Origin of the sequence: Bifidobacterium sp. MSK.17.10, assembly GCF_019129655.1 — a bacterium.
Classification (GTDB): domain Bacteria; phylum Actinomycetota; class Actinomycetes; order Actinomycetales; family Bifidobacteriaceae; genus Bifidobacterium; species Bifidobacterium adolescentis.
The window spans coordinates 192,288-214,695 of sequence record NZ_JAHOJD010000001.1 but is presented as its reverse complement, the minus strand read 5'-3'; the positions used below and the strand labels follow the sequence as shown (position 1 = coordinate 214,695).

The following is a 22,408-nucleotide window of genomic DNA, read 5'->3' as shown; positions in this document are numbered from 1 at the left end:
TATGACAAATGCAACCGATACCAGCAAGACATTGGGCGAGTCCATGTTCGCACAGTGCGGATATGCCCAGGACGCCATCGATAGGCGCGTGTCACAGGTCTGGTATGAAATTTTCGAAGGTCCGAACAAATTCTATTGGGAGAACGACGAAGGCCTTGCCTATGTGATGGACACCGGCAACAACGATGTACGTACCGAGGGTATGAGCTATGCGATGATGATCGCCCTGCAATACGACCGTAAGGACGTATTCGACAAGCTGTGGGGCTGGGTAATGCGTCACATGTACATGAAGGACGGTCATCATGCGCATTATTTCGCATGGTCGGTCGCGCCGGACGGTACGCCGAACTCGAATGGTCCTGCACCTGACGGCGAGGAATATTTCGCGATGGACCTGTTCCTCGCCTCCCGTCGCTGGGGTGATGGCGAGGATATCTACGAATATTCCGCATGGGGACGCGAGATCTTGAGATATTGCGTTCATAAGGGCGAACGCTACGACGGCGAGCCCATGTGGAATCCCGACAACAAGCTCATCAAGTTCATTCCGGAAACCGAGTGGAGCGATCCGTCCTACCATCTGCCGCACTTCTATGAAGTATTCGCCGAAGAAGCCGACGAAGAAGACCGTCCATTTTGGCATGAGGCAGCCGCCGCAAGCCGTCGCTATCTGCAGGCGGCCTGCGACGAGCGGACCGGCATGAACGCTGAATACGCGGATTATGACGGAAAGCCGCATGTTGACGAGTCCAATCATTGGCATTTCTATTCCGACGCCTACCGTACCGCGGCGAATATCGGACTGGATGTAGCTTGGAACGGTCTGCAGGAAGTGCTGTGCGACCGCGTCGCCGCGCTGCAGCGATTCTTCCTGACCCACGACCGTACTAGCGTCTACGCCATCGACGGCACCGCCGTGGACGAGGTCGTGCTTCATCCGGTCGGATTCCTGGCCGCGACCGCGCAAGGCTCACTTGCGGCGGTGCATTCGGCCCAGCCCGACGCGGAGCATAATGCCCGTGAATGGGTGCGCATGCTGTGGAATACGCCGATGCGAACCGGCACGCGTCGTTACTATGACAATTTCCTCTATGCTTTCGCCATGCTGGCGTTGAGCGGAAAGTATCGGTATGAATGATGATTACCTCAACTAATCCTATGGTCTACACTAATCCTGTGGTCTACACGGATTTTCCTGATCCAGACATCATCCGGGTCGGGGACGTGTATTACATGGCCACTACGACTATGCATTTCACACCCGGGTGCGATATTCTGCGCAGCTATGACCTAGTGCATTGGGAATTCATTGCGCACGCATTGAATATCGTGGCGGATACCCCTGAAGAACGTTTGGAATGTGAAGGTGCCAACGCCTACGGTCGAGGCATGTGGGCGCCGTCACTGCGTTACCATCGGGGCACCTGGTATGTGTTGTTCGCCGCCAACGATACGCATACCAGCTATCTGCTGACGGCGGATGATCCATGCGGCCCATGGCGAAAGCGTGAGCTTGACGGCTTCTATCACGACAGCGGACTGTTCTTTGACGACGATGATCGAGCCTATGTCGTATATGGGCAGTCGACATTGCGCATCACGGAGTTGAATCCTGAATTAAGCGGGCCGATGCCGGGTGGGCTCGACCGGGTCATCGCACAGGACGATCCGCAGGCTGACCTTGGTTATGAGGGCAGTCACCTATACAAGCATGATGGACGCTATTACGTCTTCACCTGTCACTTCCCGCAAGGCAAGGGCAAAACAGAAGCCTGCTTGATGGCCGAATCCTTGGATGGCGCTTTCGAAGCGCGTGAAATTATCGACGACGACCTGTCCTTCCACGGTTACGGAGTCGCGCAAGGCGGTATGGTGGACACTCCGGACGGCGACTGGTATGCATTCATGATGCAGGACCGCGGCGGTGTGGGACGCGTGCCGACACTGATGCCGATGCGGTTCGGCGAGGACGGATTCCCCGTCATCGGCGAGAACGGCAAAGTGCCGCAGTCGGTCAGCGTGCCGGCTGCAAGCTGTGCCGAACCTGTCGCGCCCATCAACGGCAGCGAATTCATAGCCCGGCATAACGCCGAAGGCGGAGTCGATGCCAACTGTCTGCAGCCATACTGGCAGTTCAATCACATCCCACATGACGAATACTGGTCACTGACGGAACGTCCGGGAGCATTCCGCCTGCATTCCGGACGCATCAGCTCGAATCTCAATCATGCATGGAACACGCTGACGCAGCGCACGATGGGGCCGGTGACGGTGGCCGAAGTCACCGTCGACGCGTCGACATTGCATGATGGCGACTTCGCCGGATTGGCGGCGTTCCAAGGATGCTATTCCTACATCGCGCTTACGCGAAGGAACGGCCGCACGATGCTGACCGTCCAATACAAGCCGGTGAATGACGATTCCATCTTCTCCGACAATGATTGGGACAGTCCAGCCGTAACGGATGCGGAAATCATGGCGGATGCGGATTGCATGCGCCTGCGCGCGGTATATGATTTCACCGATTGCAAGGATGAAGTGACGTTCTTCTACCGCGATGCGGATACGCCGGAATCCGAATGGTGTCCATTGGGAACAGCGCACCGGATGGTCTTCAAAATGGATCATTTCACAGGTTGCCGTATCGGATTGTTCCTGTATTCGACAAAAGAGACTGGTGGAATCGCCGATTTTTACGACTTTGCGTATTCGACGCCGGATACGAAGGAAAGAGAGCAATGAAGCGACAGGTCATAGTGGCGCAAGGAACTGTCGAAGGCTTGGCGGCTGAAGATCAGGGCATCACCGTGTTCCGAGGGGTCCCGTTCGCCCAGCCTCCCGTCGGCAGTCTGCGCTGGCGTGCGCCGCAGCCGGCCCTGCCATGGGATGGTGTGCTGCAAGCCTTCGATTTCGGGCCTACCGCGATGCAGCCGACGCCGGGCGCCTCCGATGATTTCTATGATCGTGAATGGGGCACCGATCCGGCCGTGCCGATGAGCGAGGATTGCCTCTACCTGAATATTTGGACTCCGGCATTACGCGGATATGGCGCGGATAGCATGGTAGCCTCCGAAAAGCTGCCGGTCATGGTCTGGATCTACGGCGGAGCCTATCAATGCGGCGGCACATTTGAAAAGGAATTCGACGGCACACATCTCGCCGCGAACGGCGTCGTTGTGGTCAGTGTGGCCTATCGTCTGAATGCATTTGGGTTTATGACGCACCCTTTGCTTCATGAGGAGGCCGTAGAACGCGGCGACGGTGAACCATATGCGAATTTCGGATTCCTGGATCAGCGTGCCGGAATCCAATGGGTGAAGGAAAACATCGCGAAGTTCGGCGGAGATCCGGAAAACATCACGGTTTTCGGCCAATCGGCCGGTGCCGCCAGCGTCTTGGCCCAGATCTGCTCGCCGATGAATCATGGCCTGTTTCAGAAAGCCATCATGCAATCCGGCGCAGGCCTAGGGCATTTCAATGCGCGGCAGGACACGCTGGAGCATGCGCAGGCCAACGGAATCCGTCTGTTCGAAGCATTGGGTGTCTCCACGCTGGAGCAGGCCCGTGCAATCCCGGCCCGAACGGTATTGGAAGCCGCCGAGTCCCTGCCTGTTCCACCGGACAGCGGACGTGAAGATGACTGGTCGATGATCGTCAATTGGGTGCCATGCGTGGACGGCCTGTTCCTTCCCGATCAGGAGGAGCGTATCGTCGAGGGCTGCAAGGCCAACAACGTCGACATGCTGGTCGGCAACACGACCAATGAGTTCATCGCTTCGACTGAAGATGGGAAGCCTGTGCATGTCGGCCAGCTCGGCAATCTCACACTGATCCGCAAATGGACCGCAAGCGGTGGGACCGCGCCATACTACTATCATTTCGATGTCGCTATGCCGGGGGATGATGCCGGAGCCTTCCACTCGTCCGATCTGTGGTTCTCCTTTGGAAGCCTTGCGAAATGCTGGCGTCCGTTCGTTGGATGGCATTACGATCTGGCAAGGCGAATGGGGCTGTACTGGACCAATTTCGCCGCCAATGGCGATCCCAACGGAACGGACCGTGACGGAACGCCGCTTCCTGTATGGGATCCTTGCATCGGTGAGGAATGCCCCGCCATGCATTTGTGCCAAGAACCGGGCATGCGGACGGATTGGCTTACCGAAACGGATCGAAAAGCATTTGGCCTGTGACGGCATGCCGTTGATGTATAAACACTGATATGTAAACAGGGACGGTCTTTGCGGATCGTCCCTGCCGCATAATGATTTGCCGTTGCGCGTGCAGGAGGATTTCGAGACTGATTATCCGACTTTTCACCGTTTCTGTCGTCTGGTTCGTCGGTGGCGTCTCGCGGAGGCTCGGGCCATTAAAGACCCTGTTCGGCGTTGTGCAGGCTAGGAGCTGTTTGAAGTGTTCTAGGCCGGACGTTTCGCCGTATAGGGGCGTGTCTGCGTGGATTCCGTCGGATGCGGCGTCTCAATTGTTGGACGTTGCGGTGAGCGTGAACGGGGGTGATTATGAGGAAGACTGAACCCCCGCTCATGACCATTGCCGACACGATGGCCTATTTGCAGTGCAGTCGTCGGCTGTCTTGTTGGGTACCCAACTCGGGTACCTTGCTGGGTACCGGAAATGTTGGCATTGGCGTACATTTCCGTACATTCTCTGTTTGCGCCGTATGTCTTGAAATCGTTGGTATTCCGCCGTTTTGGCATGAAAAAAAGGGCTTCCGGATTTCTCCGAAAACCCTCAAGGCGGAGTCAGAGGGATTCGAACCCTCGAGCCGCTAAACACGACTAACACCTTAGCAGGGTGCCCCTATCGGCCACTCAGGCATGACTCCACTGTTGCGTTACGACGCAACAGCATGTAACTATAGCATCTATCCGCGTGCGAAACACCATATTGTGAAAAAATGAGAGAAAAACGTGTGGTGATGTCAGTGGGACTCGAACTCGTGAGCCGTGTCGAGCGGTCTCATCGATATGCGACACGCCGGTATGCCCGCAGGTTTCGCCATATTCGAACATTTGTTCCAAAACTGCCGAATCGTTGTCTATCATGGAATCATGAGCACGGCACCAAGAATCGCAGCGGCCAAACGTGACTGGGGTCACGATGAGGTCGGATGCACGGTGCTGCATATCGACATGGACGCTTTTTTCGCATCCCTCGAAGTGGCGCGGCATCCGGAATACGCCGACAAACCGGTAATCATCGGCATCGGCAACCGTTCCGTGGTGTCCGCGGCGAACTATGAGGCACGCAAATACGGCATCAATTCGGCGATGGCAAGCTCCCGGGCAAGAAAACTATGCCCGAACGGCGTCTTTCTGCCGGTGGACATCCACTACTACCGTGAGATGTCCCGACGTATCTTCACAGAGGTGTTCTCCCGCGTCACCGATCGCATCGAACAGGTTTCCGTGGATGAATGCTATATGGACGTCTCCGGCGCGCTGCTGCGGTGGAAGAGTCCCCGCGCCATCGGAGCTTGGATACGCGATCAGGTCGCCAGACGGTACCACATCACCTGTTCCGTCGGCATCGCGGCGAACAAGCTTGTCGCCAAAATGGCTTCGACCAATGCCAAACCGGATGGCATGCTCATGATCCCCGTGGCCAGACATGCCGAATTCGTGCAGATGATGCCGTTGCGTGGCATACCTGGCATCGGTCCGTCCTTGGAGAAACGACTGAACGCATGGGGCGTTGATTCCGTGGCTGACTTGGCGAAGATGAGCATGGAATCGCTTGAGCAGGCGACGGGGTCAGCCATCAGCGCGCGCGGGTTGTACATGGCGGCACGCGGATTGGATGACCGCCCTGTCGCACCGCGTGCGCAGGAGAAATCCGTCGGCGCGGAACGCACGTTCGACAAGGACACCCAAGACATGCGGCAGGTGACATCCATGCTCCGCTGGTGTTGCGATGATGTGGCCGGCACGCTGCGCAGACGAGGGTTGATGGCGCGTAAGGTCATGGTGAAGCTGCGATTCCCGGATTTGAGCTATGCGACGAAAGGACATACGCTGGACTGTCCGACGGATGCGGCAAGCATGCTGTATCCGCAATGTGTCGCATTATTGCTGGCCATGATGGGCATGCCGGAAAGCTCTATCGACGCCATTTCGTTGACCAGACCGGTGCGACTTGCCGGCATGAGCGCGGGCGGTTTGGTCGAAGCGGCGGATGCGGCGGTTCAGCTTTCGCTTGATGACATGCTTGAAGAGCAGAACGAGGCGCAGCGGGGTCGTGGAACGGATACCGAACCGTCGACCCAATCGGAACGGCTACGAGGTGCGGAAGCGGCATTAGACGCGGTGCGGCTCAAATACGGTAAAGGAAGCGTACGTCTTGGCATATGGCGTACGGGGCCATCAGGTAATCTTGAACATTGAGAGTGATGTGGAGCATGAGAAGAAACAGGGGGAGTGCCATGAGATACAGGGACAAGGCGGTGCATGCCCGCAACCCGGAAGTGCTGGTTGCAGGGCGTCGCAGGCTGGCCATCGTCGCAGCCGTCGTACTTGTTGTATTGCTGGCGGTAGGTGGGTGGTTCCTGGCGCGGTGCTTGCGTTCATCACAGTCCCAAGCCGGGCAGGGGGCCACAACGCAGATGAACGTGGCCAAGCAGAAAAAGCATGTGGTGAAAAAGGCCGAGCCAAAGGAACATCACGGCAATTCGCCGGACTGTCCGGATACCGATTGCATCGCCATGATGGTCAATGGCGATCTGCTGTTCCACCCTGGTCTGTGGGACAACTTCGCCGGTCCCAATACCGCGGCGACGGACGGTACGGCCTATGACTTCACCAGTCTGTTCGAACCGATGCGCAAGTACATCGATGCCTCCGATATCGCGGTGTGCGAATTCGAAACGCCGATCGCGCCTCGCGGTGGCCCCTACACCGGGTATCCGGTGTTCAACATTCCCTCGGAGGTCGCCGACGCGGCCGCCAAGGTGGGGTATCGCGCATGCACGCATGCGTCGAACCATTCGTGGGATCAAGGCGCGGATGGCATCACACGCCTGTGGGATACCCTCGACCAGGACGGCATCGCCCAGACGGGCTCCTACAAGACCGAGGAAGACTCTACCAAACCGCTGGTCATCGATTCTCCGACCGGTGGCGGCAAACTGGGCCTGATCGCCGGTACCGTGTCCCTGAACGCGCAAACTCCCGATTATGATTGGCGCGTCGACCGTCTGCGCGAGAGCGGCGATCCGAACCATCAGGCCGACATCGACAAAGCCGTGGCCAAAGCCAAAGAGGCCCGTAAACAAGGCGCCGACGTGGTGGCCATCGCCATGCATTCCGTGCAGGAATATCTTGACTACGCCGACTCGTGGCAGCAGTCCGAAGCGCATGAGCTGGCCGACACCGGTGCGTTCGACGTCATCTACGGTGCCGGATGCCACTGCGCGCAGCCCGTTGAGAACTACAACGGCACATGGATCATCTACGGTCTGGGCAACGCGGTGACGGTCACGTCCTACATTCCAGGCAACGAGGTCAACAACCAAGGCGTGACGGCCCGCGTCCAGTTCGCCGGCAAGAAAGGCGTGGCCGGCTCATGGCGGGTCAATCGCATCGATTGGGTGCCGACGGCCAATGTGCGTCAAGGCCAATACCAGTGGTGTCCGATTTCGGACGACCATCCGGATGGAGCCTGTTGGAGCGAAACAGAAGATGCCAATCAGAGACAACGTATCTGGAACGTGATCTATTCCATGGGCGCGGACCAGAACGTGGTTCGCGAATGGAACATCACCGCAGAGCAAGCTGGTTCATCTGGAAAGTAGTTTCCCGTGGCAGAATATGCCTCGTATTCGTTAATCGACCTGTATGGAGCGTTTCCGCTCGTGATGTGAGGTGAAAGAAATGGATGGAGTTTTCGAGACCCAGCCGGACCGCACCGACTTGCCGCTGGTGGTCATGCCGGTGGTCATTGAATCGATGATCGGACCGTTCAAACAGAACTTCACGATGCTCGAAAACGTGGCCCGCGTGCGCATGTACGAGGATTTCACACTGGACGAGGACACCATCGTGGAACGCTGCAAGGATGCCGACGCCGTCATGGTCATCGGATTCCACTGCGCCGATGCCATCCTCGACAGGCTCGACGCCAAGTGCTATGCGTTCGGAGGCACCGGCGTCGCCAGCTACATCAATCTTGAGAAAACCAAGGAACGCGGCATCCGCGTCTGCAACGTGCTGCATTACGGCGATCACGCCGTCGCCGAGCACGCCATGGCGTTGCTCATGGAACTGACCAGGCACGCCGGAGCGCTTGATATGCAGGCCAAGCAAGGCGATTGGGACGGTGCCGACGGTTTCGAACTGTTCGGCAAGAAGCTCGGCATCATCGGACTCGGCGGCATCGGGCAGACCGTGGCCGGCATCGCCAACGCTTTCGGCATGAAAGTATCCGCGTGGAACTCCCACGTGCCGGCACAGGTGTTCGAGAACCTGAATGTCACTCCGGTGGAAGATATGAACGAGTTGATCTCGAATTCAGACGTGGTCAGCGTGCATATGCCGTTGCTTGACTCCACCCGTGGCATCATCACGGCGAAGAACCTCGACGCGTTGCGTCCGGGAACCCTGTTCGTCAACACCGCCCGCGCCGAAGTCATCGAACCCGGCGCACTGCTCGCAAGACTTCAACGCGGAGACATTCCGGCGGCCTTGGACGTGTTCGATCATGAGCCGCTTGCCGCCGACGATCCTTTGTGCAAGATTCCCGGCATCGTGCTCACCCCGCACATCGCATGGCGCACCGACGGCGCGTATATCGGCATGACCAAGCAGGTGGTCCAATCCATCGCCGCCTTCTTCAAGGGGGAGGAATTCAACGTCGTCGTCTGAAAAAATAACCGGGAAGCAGCATATGTGCGCGGTCGGTGAGGTTAGGTAGGTTGAACAGCATGCAGACCATACTCGATTCCGCCGATCGGCCGGCGCACGACGCCTTCGTCGAAAAGAAATCGGAATTCATCGGAGACGCCTGTCATATCAGCTCGTTGGATGAGGCGCTCGCTTTCGTTCAGACGATCCGTGACCAGCATCCGAAAGCCCGGCATGTCGCCTATGCCGCGGTGTGTGGTGGATCCGATGGACGTCTTGCGGAACGCATGAGCGATGATGGCGAGCCGTCCGGAACCGCCGGAAAGCCCATTCTCGACGTGCTGCGGGCAAACGAAATGACTGATTGCGTGGTCGCGGTCACACGGTATTTCGGCGGTATCCTGCTTGGTTCCGGCGGCCTGATTCGTGCGTATTCCACAGGTGCGTCAATTGCGGTCAAGGCTGCTTCCAAGGCGAAAATCGTACCGTGCGGCGAATATCAGGTAACTCTTGATTATCCGCAGTTGGGCAGCTTCCAGAATCTGTTGTCAACGGTGGAAGGCGAGCAGACCGACGCGCAGTACACTGACCGCATCGCCTTGACTGTGGTGGTTCCGCAGGAACAGGCGAATGTCTTCGAATCCCGAGTTGTGGAAACTTTCAACGCCACGGTCGTTCCGCAACTGGTGGGCACGTCCAACCGTCCGGTCAAAGTATGAGTTCACGTTGTGAGCCGCATGCATATAGTGTCGTAAGGTGAAAATATGAGTGATGAGAACGAGCAGCATGAGAATGATTCGCAGGCCGACGCCTCGAACGCCGATGAGACCGTGGATTTCGAGCCGTTGACCGCCACATACGAGCGGCTCCGGCATTCCACTGATTCCGCCGCATTAAGCGAGTTCGCCAGACGTCCGCTGCCGGACCGGAGCGACCAGGCGGCGTTCTCCCGTGCCACCGCATTGCTTGAGGCTGTGGCTGGCAACGCGCATACGCCGGTGGAGGACCGCGTCTTCCTTGCCGAAACCATGCCGTTCCCGAACATTCTGGTCAAGCTTTCCACCGACGAGTCTCCTGAAGTACGCAAAGCCGTTGCGGGAAACGCCGATGACAAGAACTGGCTGGTGGGCCGACTGACCAAGGATGAGTCGCCCGAAGTGCGTGCCACCGCGCTGCGCAACAAACGTACGTCTTGGAAAATGCGTCTTGAAGGCGCCGAAGATTCCACCATGGATTCCGACACGCTTGATTTCCTGGGCTCGTTGGGAACGCAGGTCGAACCGGACGCTCCGGTGGTGCTTGCGACCATGGTGCGCAGGGCCGTCGCCTTGAATCCGAATGTTTCCGATCGGATGCTCCAGCAGTTGGCGCAGGACGCTTCAAGCGACGTGCAGAAGGCCGCTCAACGGCAGCTTGCGGAAAAATAATTGCATACGTTGTCATTTTTATGAGATTCCTGCGCGTGGTGCGCATGTTTTGGTCCTAGACTGGGAACCATGACAGAACAGACCGAAAACGCAACGCGTCTCGCCCGTCCGCTCATTCGTCTGGCAAAGCTGGTGGGTGTCGCCACCAGCTACGTCGGTATGAGCCATGATTACCACGAAATCGAAGACGATGTTCTAGTGGCGGTGCTTGGGGCGCTTGGTATTGACGCTTCCAACGATGAGGCGATCAACCAGTCCATCACATCCATCAAGTCCGAACGCGAAACGCGCGTGGTGGCTCCCACGGTGCTGCATGTCGTCGGCAAGGAAAGCAAGGTGGAGGTGCACGGCGGCATGTTCGATGTGCCGGAAGCCTCCATCACGTTGGAAAACGGCAAGCAATTCACGGGCAAAATCTCCCATGAGGGTGGTGAGAAAATCGCCCATGAGATTGATGGCAGCTTCTTCTTCACGTCGTATCTCGTCCTGCCCGCCGATCTGCCCGAAGGCTATCACACCCTCGAGGTCACTGTCGGCAGCGAGACGGAGACTGCAACCGTTATCAGCGCTCCTGAGAAAATCGAACTGCTCGATGATATGAAGAACGGCTCCCTGTGGGGGTGGATGAGCCAGCTGTACTCCATCCGTTCCAAGGGATCCTGGGGCGTGGGAGACTTCGAAGATCTGAAGACCATGCTGGTCGAGGCTAAAAAGAAGACCGGCTCCGACTTCATGCTTATCAACCCGATGCACGCCGCGGAGCCGGTGCCTCCGCTGACGCCATCGCCGTATCTGCCGATTTCCCGCCGTTTCATCAATTTCAGCTACATCCGTCCGGAGTCCATGCCGGAATATCTCACGCTGTCCCACGAGGACAGGGCTGAAGTCGATGCGCTGCACGAGCAGGTCGAATCGCTGAATGACGACGCGCGGCTGATCGATCGTGACGCCATGTGGCGCGTCAAGAAGCATGCGCTGTGGGTCATCTACAAGGCCGGCCGAACCAAGGCTCGCCAGGCCGAATTCGACCGTTACCTCGCCGAATGCGGAGACGAGATCGAATCCTACGCCACCTGGTGCCTGTGCTACGACAAGTGGGGCGCTCCCTCCGACGACGCCGATAATTGGGTGCGCAAATACAACCGTGATTCCGAAGAAGTCGCGCAGTTGCGTGAGAAGTTCCCGGACACCCTTGAGTTCTACCGCTGGCTTGAGTGGGTCGCCACCGATCAGTTGCACGCGGCGCAGCAGGCCGCCCGCAAGGCCGGTATGAAGATCGGCATCGTCGCGGATATGGCCGTCGGCGTGCATCCGGCAGGATCCGATGTGTGGTGGAATCCGGAACGCTTCGCCAAGGGCGCCACGGTCGGCGCTCCGCCGGACATGTTCAACCAGCAGGGTCAGGACTGGAGCCAACCGCCGCTTAATCCGATTGCCCTTGAACAGACCGGTTTCCGGGTGTACCGCGATATGGTGCATGACATGTTCGCCAATGCCGGTGCGGTGCGTATCGATCATATCCTTGGTCTGTTCCGCCTATGGTGGATTCCGGAAGGCAAGCCCGCCACTGATGGCACATATGTGCATTACGATTCCGATGTCATGCTCGGCATTCTCGCGCTTGAGGCTTCCCGTGCTGGTGGCGTGGTTGTTGGCGAGGATCTGGGTGTCGTGCCGGCCTATGTGTCCAAGTCGCTGTCCGAACATGGCATTCTCGGTTGTGCCGTGGAATGGTTCGAACAGATGGACGGTGTGTTCCGCACTCCGAAGGATTGGCGTCCGTACGCACTGGCGTCCGTCAATACGCATGACATGCCTCCTGCGGCCGGTTACCTCGAATACGGCCACGTCAAGCTGCGTGAACAGCTCGGCCTGCTGTCCGGACCGGTGGAGGAATTCCAGAAGTCCGCAACCGCCGAGCACAATGCCATGCTGAACATGCTGGTCGAGGAGGGCTATCTCGACAAGGCTGCTCTGGATGACGAAGCCGCCAACGAAAACGAGATTATCGACGCGCTGTACCGTGGTCTGAAAGGTTCGCCCTGCAAGCTCATGGCCGCCTCCATCGTCGACGCGGTCGGTGAGAAGCGCACGCAGAACCAGCCGGGCACCAATAACGAGTATCCGAATTGGCGTATTCCGCTGGCCGATGGCGAAGGCAACGTGGTGCCGCTCGAAAAGCTCTTCGACGAACCGCGTCTGCAGGAGATCACCGCCATCATGCGTGGCTGATCTTCTATAGGCGATTCCATGGGGTGTCCACAGGTCCGACGGTCTGCGGACACCCTTGTTTTTCGTGTTGCCGAATGTCAAGGCAGGCGATACACTAGTAGACTGTTGTGTTTCCCTACGGGGTCCTTCAAAGCGCTTTTCCCACTCGCCATCGAGGACTTTCAGGGAGCCCACGGATAATGAGACCTGAAAAACGGCATTATTCCGCGCCCAACCAACGCGTGTAATGCTGATGGATGGTCCGGAACACAATATATAGAAAAGGTACATCGTGAAAACTTTCACTCCGAAGCCAGCTGATCTGACTCACGACTGGTACGTCATCGACGCCACCGACGTGGTGCTCGGTCGTCTCGCCACTCAGGCGGCAACCCTGCTGCGTGGCAAGAACAAGCCGACCTACGCTCCGCACGCCGATTCCGGCAACCACGTGATCATCCTCAACGCCGATAAGATCGCTCTGACCGGCAACAAGTTGGGCAAGGAACTGTACATGCACTCCGGTCGTCCGGGTGGCCTGCGTCGCGATAGCTACGCCCAGCTGCTCAAGACCAACCCCGAGCGCATCATCAAGTCTGCCATCAAGGGCATGCTGCCGAAGAACCGTCTGGCCAAGGTTCAGCTGGATCGTCTCCACATCGTTCGCGGTGCCGAGCATCCGTACGCTGGCATGAAGCCGCAGGTTTTCGAGATCGCTCAGGTCTCGCAGCAGGCTAAGTGAACCGAAGGGAGATAAGAAACATGGCTGAAAACACCAACGACTCCGCGGTTCTCGAGACCGAAGAGGAGCTCACCTCGTACACCACCGAGACCAACGCTGGCGCTGGCACCGGTACTTCCACCATCGCTCCGGGCTACGGCACCGGTCGTCGTAAGGAAGCCGTCGCCCGTGTTCGCCTGGTTCCGGGCACCGGCAAGTGGACCATCAATGGTCGCACCCTGGAAGAGTACTTCCCGGCCAAGCTGCTGCAGCGTGAGGTCAACTCCCCGATCGTTCTGCTCAAGCTCGAAGGCAAGTTCGACGCTATCGTCCTCGTTGACGGTGGCGGCACCACCGGCCAGGCTGGCGCAATCCGCCTGGGCGTTGCCCGCGCTCTGAACGCTATCGATCGTGATGCGAACCGCGCCGCCCTGAAGAAGGCTGGCTTCCTGACCCGCGACGCCCGCGTCGTGGAACGCAAGAAGGCCGGTCTGCACAAGGCACGTCGCGCTCCGCAGTTCTCGAAGCGCTAAAGCTTACAGCAAGCTTTATTCGAAACCCCTCGGAAACCTATGGTCTCCGAGGGGTTTCCTCGTTATTGTGGGCAAGCGTTAGATGCGTTGGACGCAATGGGCTCGTTAGATGTGTTGGACGTATCTGGCAGACGTTGCAGATGAAGCATCCGCATCTCCCTCATTCGCGGCCCACCCGTTACCGGACGTTTCGGATGGGCCGTTTGCGTATTGATGTATGCGCCGATTCGTTGCGCCGTCCGCTGCGCGTCAATCCGTCGAAATCTGCTTCATCGCGCTGATGCTCAGAGCCGGCAGCGTCCACAGGGTCGGATCGTCCTCGGACAACCCGTCGTCCGCGGAGTTCAGACTGGCGGCATTCTCATCCATCTGCCAATACATGGTATTGAGACGCTGCAGATGGTTGCGGAATCGCCCGGCAGGTTTGTCCTCCGCTTCCTCATCGAACTCGGCCAGCTTCTCGATCTGCGTGCCCTGTCCGGGATATTCGCCGGCGATTTCCGCCGAGGACCAGATCATTTCCCATTCGATGTCGTTGGGCAGATGGAATCTGACGTTCTCGTCGGACCCATTGACCAGAATGAGCAGGCTTGGCTCGTCGGGGGAGAGCAGCTGCATGGCGAACGATCGGACCGAGGGATTCGTCCAATCCGCATCATGCGGCGTCTTTCCGTTCGGCAGGAACCAGTGCACGCGGTCGGATTTCTTCAACAGTCCGATTTTGCTCAGTCGGGTGAAGAAATCCTCATGGTTGTAGAGGTCCCGGGCCTTTCTCAGCGCTATCAGCCGGGAAGTGAGGTTGAACAGCTTGAGCTCCGCGGTCTGCTCGGTGCTGTACAGCCAATCCCAATCCAGCCATGTGGTCTCATTGTCCTGCGTGTAGGCGTTGTTGTTGCCGTTCTGCGAGTTGCCGAATTCGTCGCCGGCAAGCAGCATCGGCGTGCCCAGGGAGAGCAGCAGCGTGCCCAGCATGTTCATGATGGCCCGTTCTCGTTGCTGTGTGATGATCGGATCACTGCACGGGCCTTCATGTCCGAAATTGACGGAATGGTTGTTGTCGCTGCCGTCCCGGTTGTTCTCTCCGTTGGCTTCGTTGTGCTTATGCCGATACTGGGTCAGATCGGCGGTGGTGAAGCCGTCGTGGCATGCCACGTAGTTCACGGATGCGGTCGATCCGCGTCCGGGGTCGGTGGCGAACAGATCGGCTGAGCCGCATAGGCGCGTGGCCATGGACTGCATGGTCATGTTGCCGGTTTCACCACCACGTGCACGTTCCACATCGGTCAGCCAGAAGGTGCGTGTGCAATCGCGGAAGCGGTCGTTCCATTCCGCGAAGGGGATGCCGAATTGTCCCGTTCTCCAGCCGTTCGGGCCGCAATCCCACGGTTCCATGATCATCTTGAGGTTGCCGAGCAGCAGATCGGAGCGCAACGCGTACAGGAACGGGTGGTATCGCGTGAATTCGCCGTCAAGACGCGCCAGCGTCGCCGCAAGATCGAAGCGGAAGCCGTCGATGCCGATTCGCTTGGCCCAGTAGCGAAGCGAATCCACGGCGAAGGTGGTGACGTGCGTGTTGGTGAAGTCAAGCGAATTGCCGCATCCCGTCGTGTCGTACAGGCGGCTGACCTTGTCTTTGGTCCGTCGGTAATAGGCGAGGTTGTCGAGTCCACGCCAGCAGATGGTCGGGCCTTCCGGACCGGATTCGCAGGTGTGGTTGTACACCACGTCCATGATGACCTCGAAACCGGCCTCATGCATGGCCCGCACCATGTCGATGACCTCCTGCCGCACGGCGCCCGCTCCCGCTTCCTGCGCCTGTTTGGTGGCGTACGAGGCTTCGGGGGCGAAGTAGCCGAGCGTGGAATAGCCCCAGTAATTCGTGCGATTGCGTTCCTGCAGGAACAGTTCGGATTGCTTGGCTTGGATGGGCAGCAGTTCGATGGATGTCACGCCGAGGTCCTGCAGATAGGAGAGCGTGGCCGGATGGGCGAGGCCGGCATAGGTGCCGCGCAATTCCGGAGGAAGCCATGGGGCGTTCGCGGTGAATCCTTTGACGTGCAGTTCGTAGATGACGGTTTTGCTCCATGGCACATGCGGGTGGGATGGTTCTCCCATATGCTTGTTGATGTCGCGGTCGTCAATGGCTACGGAAACAGGCATGTGTCCCAGAGAGTCCACGGTGCTCATCGGTCCGAACGGCGAACCGGCGACCTTGCCGTTTTTGATCTCGCATTCGTAGGCGAAGGCGCCCGGGCCGAGTTCCATCTTGCCTTCGATGCCTTTGGCGTATGGGTCGAGCAGCAGTTTGTATGGATTGAAGCTCACGCCATGGTTTGGATCCCATGGGCCGTTGACGCGGTATCCGTATTGCATGCCGTCCCATGCTTGTGGCACGTGCACGTACCACAGTCCGTAGTTGGGACCGTCCATGCGGAACAGTGTTTCGCGAAGATTGAGCGAGGGAATGCGTCTGGTGCAGATGCGCTGTTTTTTGGCCTGATCGATGAACGTGAGTCCGGGTTCGTTGAACAGCCGTGCGGCGTCGGCATAGAAGGCGCTCGGTTGGTCAAGTGGTTCAAGTACGCAAAACCACACTTGGTCTGCTGTTTCTGAGCGGACAACGGCGTCCGCGCCACCATCGTCGGTGAAATAGAGACCTGGTCGGGTTGCGTAGCGGTGCAAAGGTGGGTTCTTCATAACCTCATTCTAAACACTTTGAAATTATCTGTTGACTTGCTATGTCGAGGCTGTCGACGCTCGTGCCGGTTTGATCCAGCCGTGAGCTTGAACTCGAGCAGGTGCAGGACTTCCTCGACGGCAAAATCGCCGCCGCTTCCAAGGCTGTCGTCAAAATCGGTGCCGGACGCTGTTTATTCGTCCTGAACAGCTTGGAATTAGCGAAAAAGTATCACGACATGACGGCAAATGCGCCGCCGACATCGCCGCATAGCGCATATCCTAATCACAAAAGGGAAAAATCAATCGTATTCATCGTTATCAGGAGGTAATTTTATGACGAAAGCAATGTCTGAATTCACTACCGATCTGCAGCATTCCGGCATGCCGGCGAAGGATCTCGACGAAACCATCGAATTCTATACGAAGAAGCTTGGTTTCGAACTGGCCGGACTGTTCCATAACGGCGAAAATCGTTGCGCATTCCTGCGTTACGGCCATCTGACCATCGAAACGTGGGAGGGTGATCCGGCTCCGCTGACCACTGGTGCCATCAATCATTGGGCATTCGACACTCCCGACATCGAAGCCGCATTCGAAAACGCGAAGGAACTCGGGCTGAATTTCAAAGATAACGAAATCCAGCATATCGACAGCTTCTGGGAGCATGGCATCCGCTACTTCAACGTGTACGGACCGAACGGCGAAACCATTGAATTCTGTCAAATTGTCAAATAACTATCGTTAGATGATTGCTGTCAAATAATCGTTGAAAACAAATACAACAGGCGAAACAGACGGAAGCAAACAAAGAAGCGTGCGCTGAACCTTATATACGGGTTCGGAACACGCTTCTTTTTTGTTATGCAATCGATGCGACTAATGCGATTAATATGTGCGCAAAAGCGGTCACATATCGCATAGTTCGCGTACGTACGGCTCCACAAAACGCAGAGCCGCGCCGATAATGTCTTGATGGTCGAGCGCCATTCCCTTGCGCAGGGTGAAATCCGTGGTGCCGAATGGCGTATGTTCCACCACGCGTTCGCGTAGTCCGGCCATATCGTCATCATCGAGATATTGTGCTGCCTCACCGCTGATGATCACGTCACCGGCCAGTACCGAGCGAATATTCGTTACCGCCAGCGCCACATAATCCAGCCATTGCGAGAATCGTTCGCGATGCTCCTGCTCGCCTTGTTCCAACACCGAGAAGAAGCCGGGCAGGCTTTCGCCGTCTTCCATCAGCGTTTCCGGCGAGCAATACGTATCCATGCAGCCCTGTTGTCCGCAGTAGCAGGTGTTGCCTCCTGGAATCAGCGTCATATGTTCGATTGAGCCATTGCATTGGTTGGGCCCTTGGTAGAGCGATCCGTCTACGATGACCGCGCCTCTGGGGCGTCGCTCGAGGTAGATGCAGACGGCATCCTTCAGATTGTGGTCGAACCAGAGTTCCGCCATGGCAGAAGCGTCGGAATCGTGAATCATCAGCGACGGATAGTTGAGGCCGTGGCTGAGTTCGTTGAGTTTCAGGCCGGTGTTGTTCATGATTTTGCCGAAGGTGATCAACTGCCCGTCTGCCGATACGATGCCTTGCATGCAGAAGGCCACGCCTAGCACCGTGCTGCCTTGTTTCGCCAGTTCCTGCGCGAAATCGTTGATGATGCCGTTCATGCGCTGGTAGTAGGCGTCGTTGTTACGATAGGGGAGTGTGCGCTGTCTGGTGGCCACGGATTTGCCGTTCAGATCAATGGCGATGGCCGTGATTCGTGTGGTTTGGATTCGCACGCCGATAGCCACGCTGGAGTGTGCCGCGAATTCGTAGATTTGCGCTTTGCGTCCACCGGTGGATTGCTGCATCTCGCCTTTGACGATGAGCCCGTCGGCCTCCATGGCGCGCAGATTCTGCGTGATGGTTGGCAGGCTGAGCCCTAATTCGTGTTCGAACATCTGCTTGGTGGCTGAACCTTGAGTGTAGATGAACGCGGTCATGGCCTTGAGATTGGCTTCTTTGACTGATAGGGCGGATTGGGCTTTCACTGGTTGATCCTTCCTGCGCAACTTCTTTTCCAAGATTACTTCATAAAAGTCCTTTCCTTATGTCTCGTGTTGGTCTGAGATATCAGGTATTGCAAAAAAGTATCAAAAACAGCTGTGCATGAAGGATTTTCTGCCACTTTTCTGCGTCGAAAATATATTTATCAACAAAAAGTTGAGACGGTGACAACGACGTTCTACCAAGAAAAGAGACATGTTATGAAGATAGGTCTGCCGCGCACGCTATTGGCCGGCTTGGTCGCCATAGCGGTGTTCATGACCGGCGATGGCTTTGAATTGACTTTTTTGTCCAAATACATCGTGGACCAGGGATTCAGCTCTTCGCAATCGTCGCTGATGTTCACCATGTACGGGCTGGTGGCTGCGCTTGCCGGCTGGGCGTCCGGTGTGCTAGCTGAAATGTTCGGTGCCAAACGCATCATGCTTATCGGCGCGAGCGCCTGGGTCGTTTTGCACCTGCTGTTCGTTGGTGTGGCGCTGCCGAGCGGCGTCTATCCGCTGATGTTAGGCGTGTATGCGTTGCGGGGTGTTGGTTACCCGCTGTTCATCTACTCGTTCGTGGTGTTGATGGCGCAAACCATCGATCCTGCCAAGCTCGCGTCGGCCATGGGGTGGTTTTGGGCCGCCTACTCGTTCGGCATCGGCGTGTTTGGCGCATATTTGCCGAGTTTCACCATTCCGATGGTGGGCGAGTACTATTCGCTGTGGCTTTCGTTGCCGTTTTCTATAGCTGGACTGCTGATTTGCCTGCTGATGGTGCCGAAAAGCAAGGGTTCTGGCACCTCTTCCATGAGCAATGCAGACAAGCTGCGCGAGCTTAGTCGAGGAGTCACCATTCTGGTGCATAATCGCCAAATCGCTTTGGCTGCGGTGGTGCGTGTGATCTGCAATCTGACGTTGTATGGCTTTCCCGTCATCATGCCACTCTACTTGGCCACTACCAACAATGGCGGCGGCGCTTGGTTTAAGGTTTCGCAATGGAGTCAGATTTGGGGATTCCAGTTTATGGTCACCATTTTCGGCAATGTGTTCTGGGGTCGTATGGGCGATTCGCATGGTTGGATGCGGCAAATGCGCTGGTTTGGCTGCTGGTTCTGTGTGATCGGCACGCTGGGCATGTATTACATTCCGCAGTTTTTCGGGGCGAATATGGTACTTATGTGTGCTGATGCGGTTGTTCTTGGATTGGGAATTTCCGCTTTCGTTCCTATGGGAGCCGTGTTTCCCGCGTTGGCGTTGGAACATAAGGGTGCTGCGATTTCCGCGCATAATTTCGCTTCCGGCCTGGCTACGTTTTTCGGTCCGCTGATTGCGACGGTGCTGGTTTCCACTATCGGATTCGGCGGCGTGTGCTGGACGTATGCGATCTGCTATGCGATCGGATCGTTGGTCACGTTCGGCATTCATCCTCATCAACCCGGATTTGACGATCGCGGCCATCGCATTGCCGCGATCGAGCGTAACTAATCGCAATTGAATATCAATTGCTCGATCATCATTTTTCTCAAAAAACATCATTATCCACAAAGGAGAATAATCATGAAGGCAGTCGTTCTCGAAGAGCAGGGCGTCATCAATGTGCGTGAGGTGCCTGACGTCCCCGCACCTGGTCTAGGCGAGCTGAAGATCGCGCCGCATACCGTTGGTGTGTGCGGTTCCGACCTGCACTATTACACTCATGGTCGCGTGGGCAAATATGTGGTGGAGCAGCCGATGATTCTCGGTCATGAGGCTTCCGGCACGGTGGTTGAGGTCGGTCCTGGCGTCGAAGGCTTCAAGGTGGGCGATCGTGTGGCCATGGAGCCCGGCATTCCGGATATGAGTTCGCGTGCCAGCAAACTGGGCATGTATAACGTCGATCCTGCGGTGCGTTTCTTTGCCACTCCGCCGATTGATGGCTGCCTGTGCGAAACGGTGAACCATCCTGCGGCGTTCACCTACAAGCTGCCCGACAATGTGAGCTTCGGTGAGGGTGCGCTGCTTGAACCGTTGGCTGTGGGCATGTGGTCCGCCACCAAGGCTCGTATCAAGCCGGGCGATGTCTGCGTGGTCACCGGATCGGGCACGGTCGGCATGCTGACCGCGTCGTGCGCGTTGGCAGGTGGTGCTTCCAAGGTGCTGATTTCTGATGTGTCGGCAATCAAACTGGCGATTGCGGCTCAGATTCCAGGTATTATTCCGGTGGATCTCACCAAAGAGGATCTGGTGGAGCGCGTCCGTGAGGAAACGGGGGGTTGGGGTGCTGATGTGGCTTTCGAGTGCTCGGGCTCGCCGAAGTCATACGAGACATTCTGGAAGCTGATTGCTCCCGGTGGCGCTGCCGTTATCGTTGGCATTCCGGTCAGTCCGGTGGCTATCGACATTACGGAACTGCAGGCTACCGAGGTGCGCATCGAAAATATCTTCCGTTATGCCAATGTGTATCAGAAGGCCATTGACCTCGTGGCTAACGGTAAACTGAATCTGAAGCCATTCATCACCGACACCTATGCGATGGAGGATGCCAAGGCGGCGTTCGATCGCATGGCCGAGGGGCGTCCTGGAGATATTAAGCTGCAGATTACCGTGAATAACGACTGACGTTACGCGCGTTACGGAACGACGAAAGGGGTCTAGGCCATGGGTGCTGTTGTACAAGTCAACGATAATCGGCATGGGAAGGCGGCTTTGGCTCAGACCTCTTTTGGTGGATTCGTGCCGAAAGGTGGAAGTTCGAACGATTCCGGCGTATTGGAGATCATTGTGCCGGACGCGCAGGCTTCGGTGCGTTGGGTGAAGCATGGCTACCCAAGCTCGTTGGCGAAATGGCATCATCATCCTCATATTGAAATTCATCTGATTCGGGAAGGTACCGGATTGATGATGGCGGGCAATGCCGTTGTTCCGTATGAGGCCGGGCAGGTTGCGCTGATTGGTTCGAATCTTCCGCATAATTGGGTGTCCGACATCGCTCCGGGGGAGCGGCTTCGTCAGCGTGATGTGGTGTGCCATGTGCGTCCGGAAACCATACGTCTGCTGATGTCTGGATTTCCGGAAACGTCTGGTTTTGCAATGGTGTTGAGGCGTGCGGGGCAGGCGTTGGTGCTGAGCGGTGAATCCGCTCGTCAGGCCGGTTCGATTCTGGAAAGCATGGAGGAACATAGTCTTGCTTGCCGTGTTAGTGATCTGATTCGTGTGTTGGATGTGTTCGCGCATGCCTCAGCAGATGAATCCTATACAGTGGTTGCGTCCGGATACGATCCGGCTGTATGCAGCGGTGCGGAAAGTGTGGTCAACGATGCCATTGAGTACATTTCCTCGCATCTGAGCGGTGAAATTAGCCTGGATTTGGCCGCTCGTCAGGCTGGAATGAGTGTGTCGGCTTTCTCTCGTCTGTTCAAAAGGGCCGCAGGAATAAGGTTTTCGGATTTTGTTCGACGATTGCGTATCGGGCATGCGTGCAGATTGCTGACGACCACGAATCAAAGCGTCGCGTCGATTCGTCGTGCTTGCGGATATGGAAACGCTTCGAATTTCAATCGTCGCTTCTTTGAAGAAACGGGCGAAACTCCTACTGGCTGGCGGAAAAAATACATTGGACGGACAAGATAAGTAAATAAACTTTGTAAAAGTTTGATATGATTGATATCATATAGAAAATACTTTTATAAAAGATGAGGAGGTGAGACTTGAGAAAGTGTGTGTGATTTATGATAAAAAGCAACAAAAACGCTCAAAATGATGTTTTTAAAGCTTTTTCTCTTCACAAAAGAACGCAATCTAAACATTAAATGAACAGAATATAACATTTCTCTTGCGACACGACGCAGTGGAAAATCATATTGCATACTCACTAAAGTGTGTCCTGGGTCACAAAAGACCAGCAACGCGTCCATCCGCTTCGAGGTGGGTGGAATAACGGGAAACTACTTTGCAAACCCCCAA

The 22,408-nt window shown here is 56.7% G+C and carries 17 protein-coding genes and 1 tRNA gene; 15 read left to right on the top strand and 3 right to left on the bottom strand.

Annotated features, from left to right (window positions below; genetic code table 11):
* Position 1 precedes the first annotated feature (1 nt).
* From KSX58_RS00935 to KSX58_RS00925, 3 genes are read left to right on the top strand one after another with little or no spacing between them, the layout of a single operon-like run.
* Complete coding sequence (locus KSX58_RS00935) at positions 2-1,141, top strand: glycosyl hydrolase family 8 (protein WP_033499307.1); 1,140 nt, start codon at positions 2-4, stop codon at positions 1,139-1,141.
* Entirely contained in the window at positions 1,138-2,745 is a 1,608-nt protein-coding gene (locus tag KSX58_RS00930) for a glycoside hydrolase 43 family protein (protein WP_217735837.1), read from the top strand. The genes KSX58_RS00935 and KSX58_RS00930 overlap by 4 nt, the downstream gene beginning before the upstream one ends.
* Positions 2,742-4,193 (top strand): carboxylesterase/lipase family protein, encoded by a 1,452-nt coding sequence (locus KSX58_RS00925; RefSeq protein WP_217735838.1) that lies wholly within the window; start codon positions 2,742-2,744, stop codon positions 4,191-4,193. The genes KSX58_RS00930 and KSX58_RS00925 overlap by 4 nt, the downstream gene beginning before the upstream one ends.
* Positions 4,194-4,758: 565 nt before the next feature.
* Here the strand turns inward: KSX58_RS00925 and KSX58_RS00920 are convergent.
* Positions 4,759-4,846: transfer RNA gene (locus KSX58_RS00920), tRNA-Ser, on the bottom strand.
* Positions 4,847-5,072: 226 nt separating this feature from the next.
* Between KSX58_RS00920 and dinB the strand changes: the two genes are divergently transcribed.
* The 8 genes from dinB (at position 5,073) to rpsI (ending at position 13,750) form a co-directional block, all read left to right on the top strand.
* Positions 5,073-6,404 (top strand): DNA polymerase IV, encoded by a 1,332-nt coding sequence (gene dinB, locus KSX58_RS00915; RefSeq protein WP_021913060.1) that lies wholly within the window; start codon positions 5,073-5,075, stop codon positions 6,402-6,404.
* Between the two features lie 5 nt (positions 6,405-6,409).
* Positions 6,410-7,810, top strand: coding sequence for a CapA family protein (locus KSX58_RS00910; protein ID WP_217735839.1), 1,401 nt, complete (start codon positions 6,410-6,412; stop codon positions 7,808-7,810).
* Between the two features lie 79 nt (positions 7,811-7,889).
* Positions 7,890-8,879 (top strand): D-2-hydroxyacid dehydrogenase family protein, encoded by a 990-nt coding sequence (locus tag KSX58_RS00905; protein WP_188015727.1) that lies wholly within the window; start codon positions 7,890-7,892, stop codon positions 8,877-8,879.
* Positions 8,880-8,938: 59 nt separating this feature from the next.
* Complete coding sequence (locus KSX58_RS00900) at positions 8,939-9,577, top strand: YigZ family protein (RefSeq protein WP_003807921.1); 639 nt, start codon at positions 8,939-8,941, stop codon at positions 9,575-9,577.
* A 45-nt stretch (positions 9,578-9,622) separates the two neighbouring features.
* A complete protein-coding gene (locus KSX58_RS00895; RefSeq protein ID WP_011742813.1) occupies positions 9,623-10,285 on the top strand; it encodes a hypothetical protein in 663 nt (220 codons plus the stop codon).
* A gap of 69 nt (positions 10,286-10,354) precedes the next feature.
* Positions 10,355-12,517 (top strand): 4-alpha-glucanotransferase, encoded by a 2,163-nt coding sequence (malQ, locus tag KSX58_RS00890; protein WP_195546169.1) that lies wholly within the window; start codon positions 10,355-10,357, stop codon positions 12,515-12,517.
* A 271-nt stretch (positions 12,518-12,788) separates the two neighbouring features.
* Positions 12,789-13,238: a 50S ribosomal protein L13 gene (gene rplM / locus KSX58_RS00885; RefSeq protein ID WP_003807927.1), complete on the top strand. Its 450-nt coding sequence runs from the start codon at positions 12,789-12,791 to the stop codon at positions 13,236-13,238.
* A 20-nt stretch (positions 13,239-13,258) separates the two neighbouring features.
* Complete coding sequence (gene rpsI / locus KSX58_RS00880) at positions 13,259-13,750, top strand: 30S ribosomal protein S9 (RefSeq protein WP_003807930.1); 492 nt, start codon at positions 13,259-13,261, stop codon at positions 13,748-13,750.
* 249 nt (positions 13,751-13,999) lie between these two features.
* On the opposite strand, the gene glgX is transcribed toward rpsI, so the two are convergent.
* A complete protein-coding gene (gene glgX / locus KSX58_RS00875; protein WP_217735840.1) occupies positions 14,000-16,447 on the bottom strand; it encodes a glycogen debranching protein GlgX in 2,448 nt (815 codons plus the stop codon).
* A 315-nt stretch (positions 16,448-16,762) separates the two neighbouring features.
* On the opposite strand from glgX, the gene KSX58_RS00870 reads away from it, so the two are divergent.
* The gene (locus KSX58_RS00870) at positions 16,763-17,164 is read left to right on the top strand and encodes a VOC family protein (protein WP_038444069.1); all 402 of its coding nucleotides are present in this window, start codon (positions 16,763-16,765) and stop codon (positions 17,162-17,164) included.
* Positions 17,165-17,335: 171 nt separating this feature from the next.
* On the opposite strand, the gene KSX58_RS00865 is transcribed toward KSX58_RS00870, so the two are convergent.
* A complete protein-coding gene (locus tag KSX58_RS00865) occupies positions 17,336-18,466 on the bottom strand; it encodes an ROK family protein (RefSeq protein WP_237976396.1) in 1,131 nt (376 codons plus the stop codon).
* A gap of 216 nt (positions 18,467-18,682) precedes the next feature.
* Here KSX58_RS00865 and KSX58_RS00860 point away from each other — a divergent pair, with 216 nt between their 5' ends.
* The 3 genes from KSX58_RS00860 (at position 18,683) to KSX58_RS00850 (ending at position 22,075) form a co-directional block, all read left to right on the top strand.
* The gene (locus tag KSX58_RS00860; RefSeq protein WP_003807940.1) at positions 18,683-19,951 is read left to right on the top strand and encodes an MFS transporter; all 1,269 of its coding nucleotides are present in this window, start codon (positions 18,683-18,685) and stop codon (positions 19,949-19,951) included.
* Positions 19,952-20,023: 72 nt separating this feature from the next.
* Complete coding sequence (locus tag KSX58_RS00855; protein WP_003807942.1) at positions 20,024-21,064, top strand: NAD(P)-dependent alcohol dehydrogenase; 1,041 nt, start codon at positions 20,024-20,026, stop codon at positions 21,062-21,064.
* 39 nt (positions 21,065-21,103) lie between these two features.
* Positions 21,104-22,075, top strand: coding sequence for an AraC family transcriptional regulator (locus KSX58_RS00850; protein ID WP_003807944.1), 972 nt, complete (start codon positions 21,104-21,106; stop codon positions 22,073-22,075).
* Positions 22,076-22,408: the final 333 nt, after the last annotated feature.

Coding starts and splice junctions, on each gene's coding strand:
- KSX58_RS00900 (WP_003807921.1), top strand. CDS start 8,939: ATGCAGACCATACTCGATTCCGCCGATCGGCCGGCGCACGACGCCTTC.
- KSX58_RS00930 (WP_217735837.1), top strand. CDS start 1,138: ATGATGATTACCTCAACTAATCCTATGGTCTACACTAATCCTGTGGTC.
- KSX58_RS00925 (WP_217735838.1), top strand. CDS start 2,742: ATGAAGCGACAGGTCATAGTGGCGCAAGGAACTGTCGAAGGCTTGGCG.
- KSX58_RS00855 (WP_003807942.1), top strand. CDS start 20,024: ATGAAGGCAGTCGTTCTCGAAGAGCAGGGCGTCATCAATGTGCGTGAG.
- glgX (WP_217735840.1), bottom strand. CDS start 16,447: ATGAAGAACCCACCTTTGCACCGCTACGCAACCCGACCAGGTCTCTAT.
- dinB (WP_021913060.1), top strand. CDS start 5,073: ATGAGCACGGCACCAAGAATCGCAGCGGCCAAACGTGACTGGGGTCAC.
- KSX58_RS00895 (WP_011742813.1), top strand. CDS start 9,623: ATGAGTGATGAGAACGAGCAGCATGAGAATGATTCGCAGGCCGACGCC.
- KSX58_RS00910 (WP_217735839.1), top strand. CDS start 6,410: ATGTGGAGCATGAGAAGAAACAGGGGGAGTGCCATGAGATACAGGGAC.
- malQ (WP_195546169.1), top strand. CDS start 10,355: ATGACAGAACAGACCGAAAACGCAACGCGTCTCGCCCGTCCGCTCATT.
- rpsI (WP_003807930.1), top strand. CDS start 13,259: ATGGCTGAAAACACCAACGACTCCGCGGTTCTCGAGACCGAAGAGGAG.
- KSX58_RS00905 (WP_188015727.1), top strand. CDS start 7,890: ATGGATGGAGTTTTCGAGACCCAGCCGGACCGCACCGACTTGCCGCTG.
- KSX58_RS00935 (WP_033499307.1), top strand. CDS start 2: ATGACAAATGCAACCGATACCAGCAAGACATTGGGCGAGTCCATGTTC.
- KSX58_RS00850 (WP_003807944.1), top strand. CDS start 21,104: ATGGGTGCTGTTGTACAAGTCAACGATAATCGGCATGGGAAGGCGGCT.
- KSX58_RS00860 (WP_003807940.1), top strand. CDS start 18,683: ATGAAGATAGGTCTGCCGCGCACGCTATTGGCCGGCTTGGTCGCCATA.
- KSX58_RS00870 (WP_038444069.1), top strand. CDS start 16,763: ATGACGAAAGCAATGTCTGAATTCACTACCGATCTGCAGCATTCCGGC.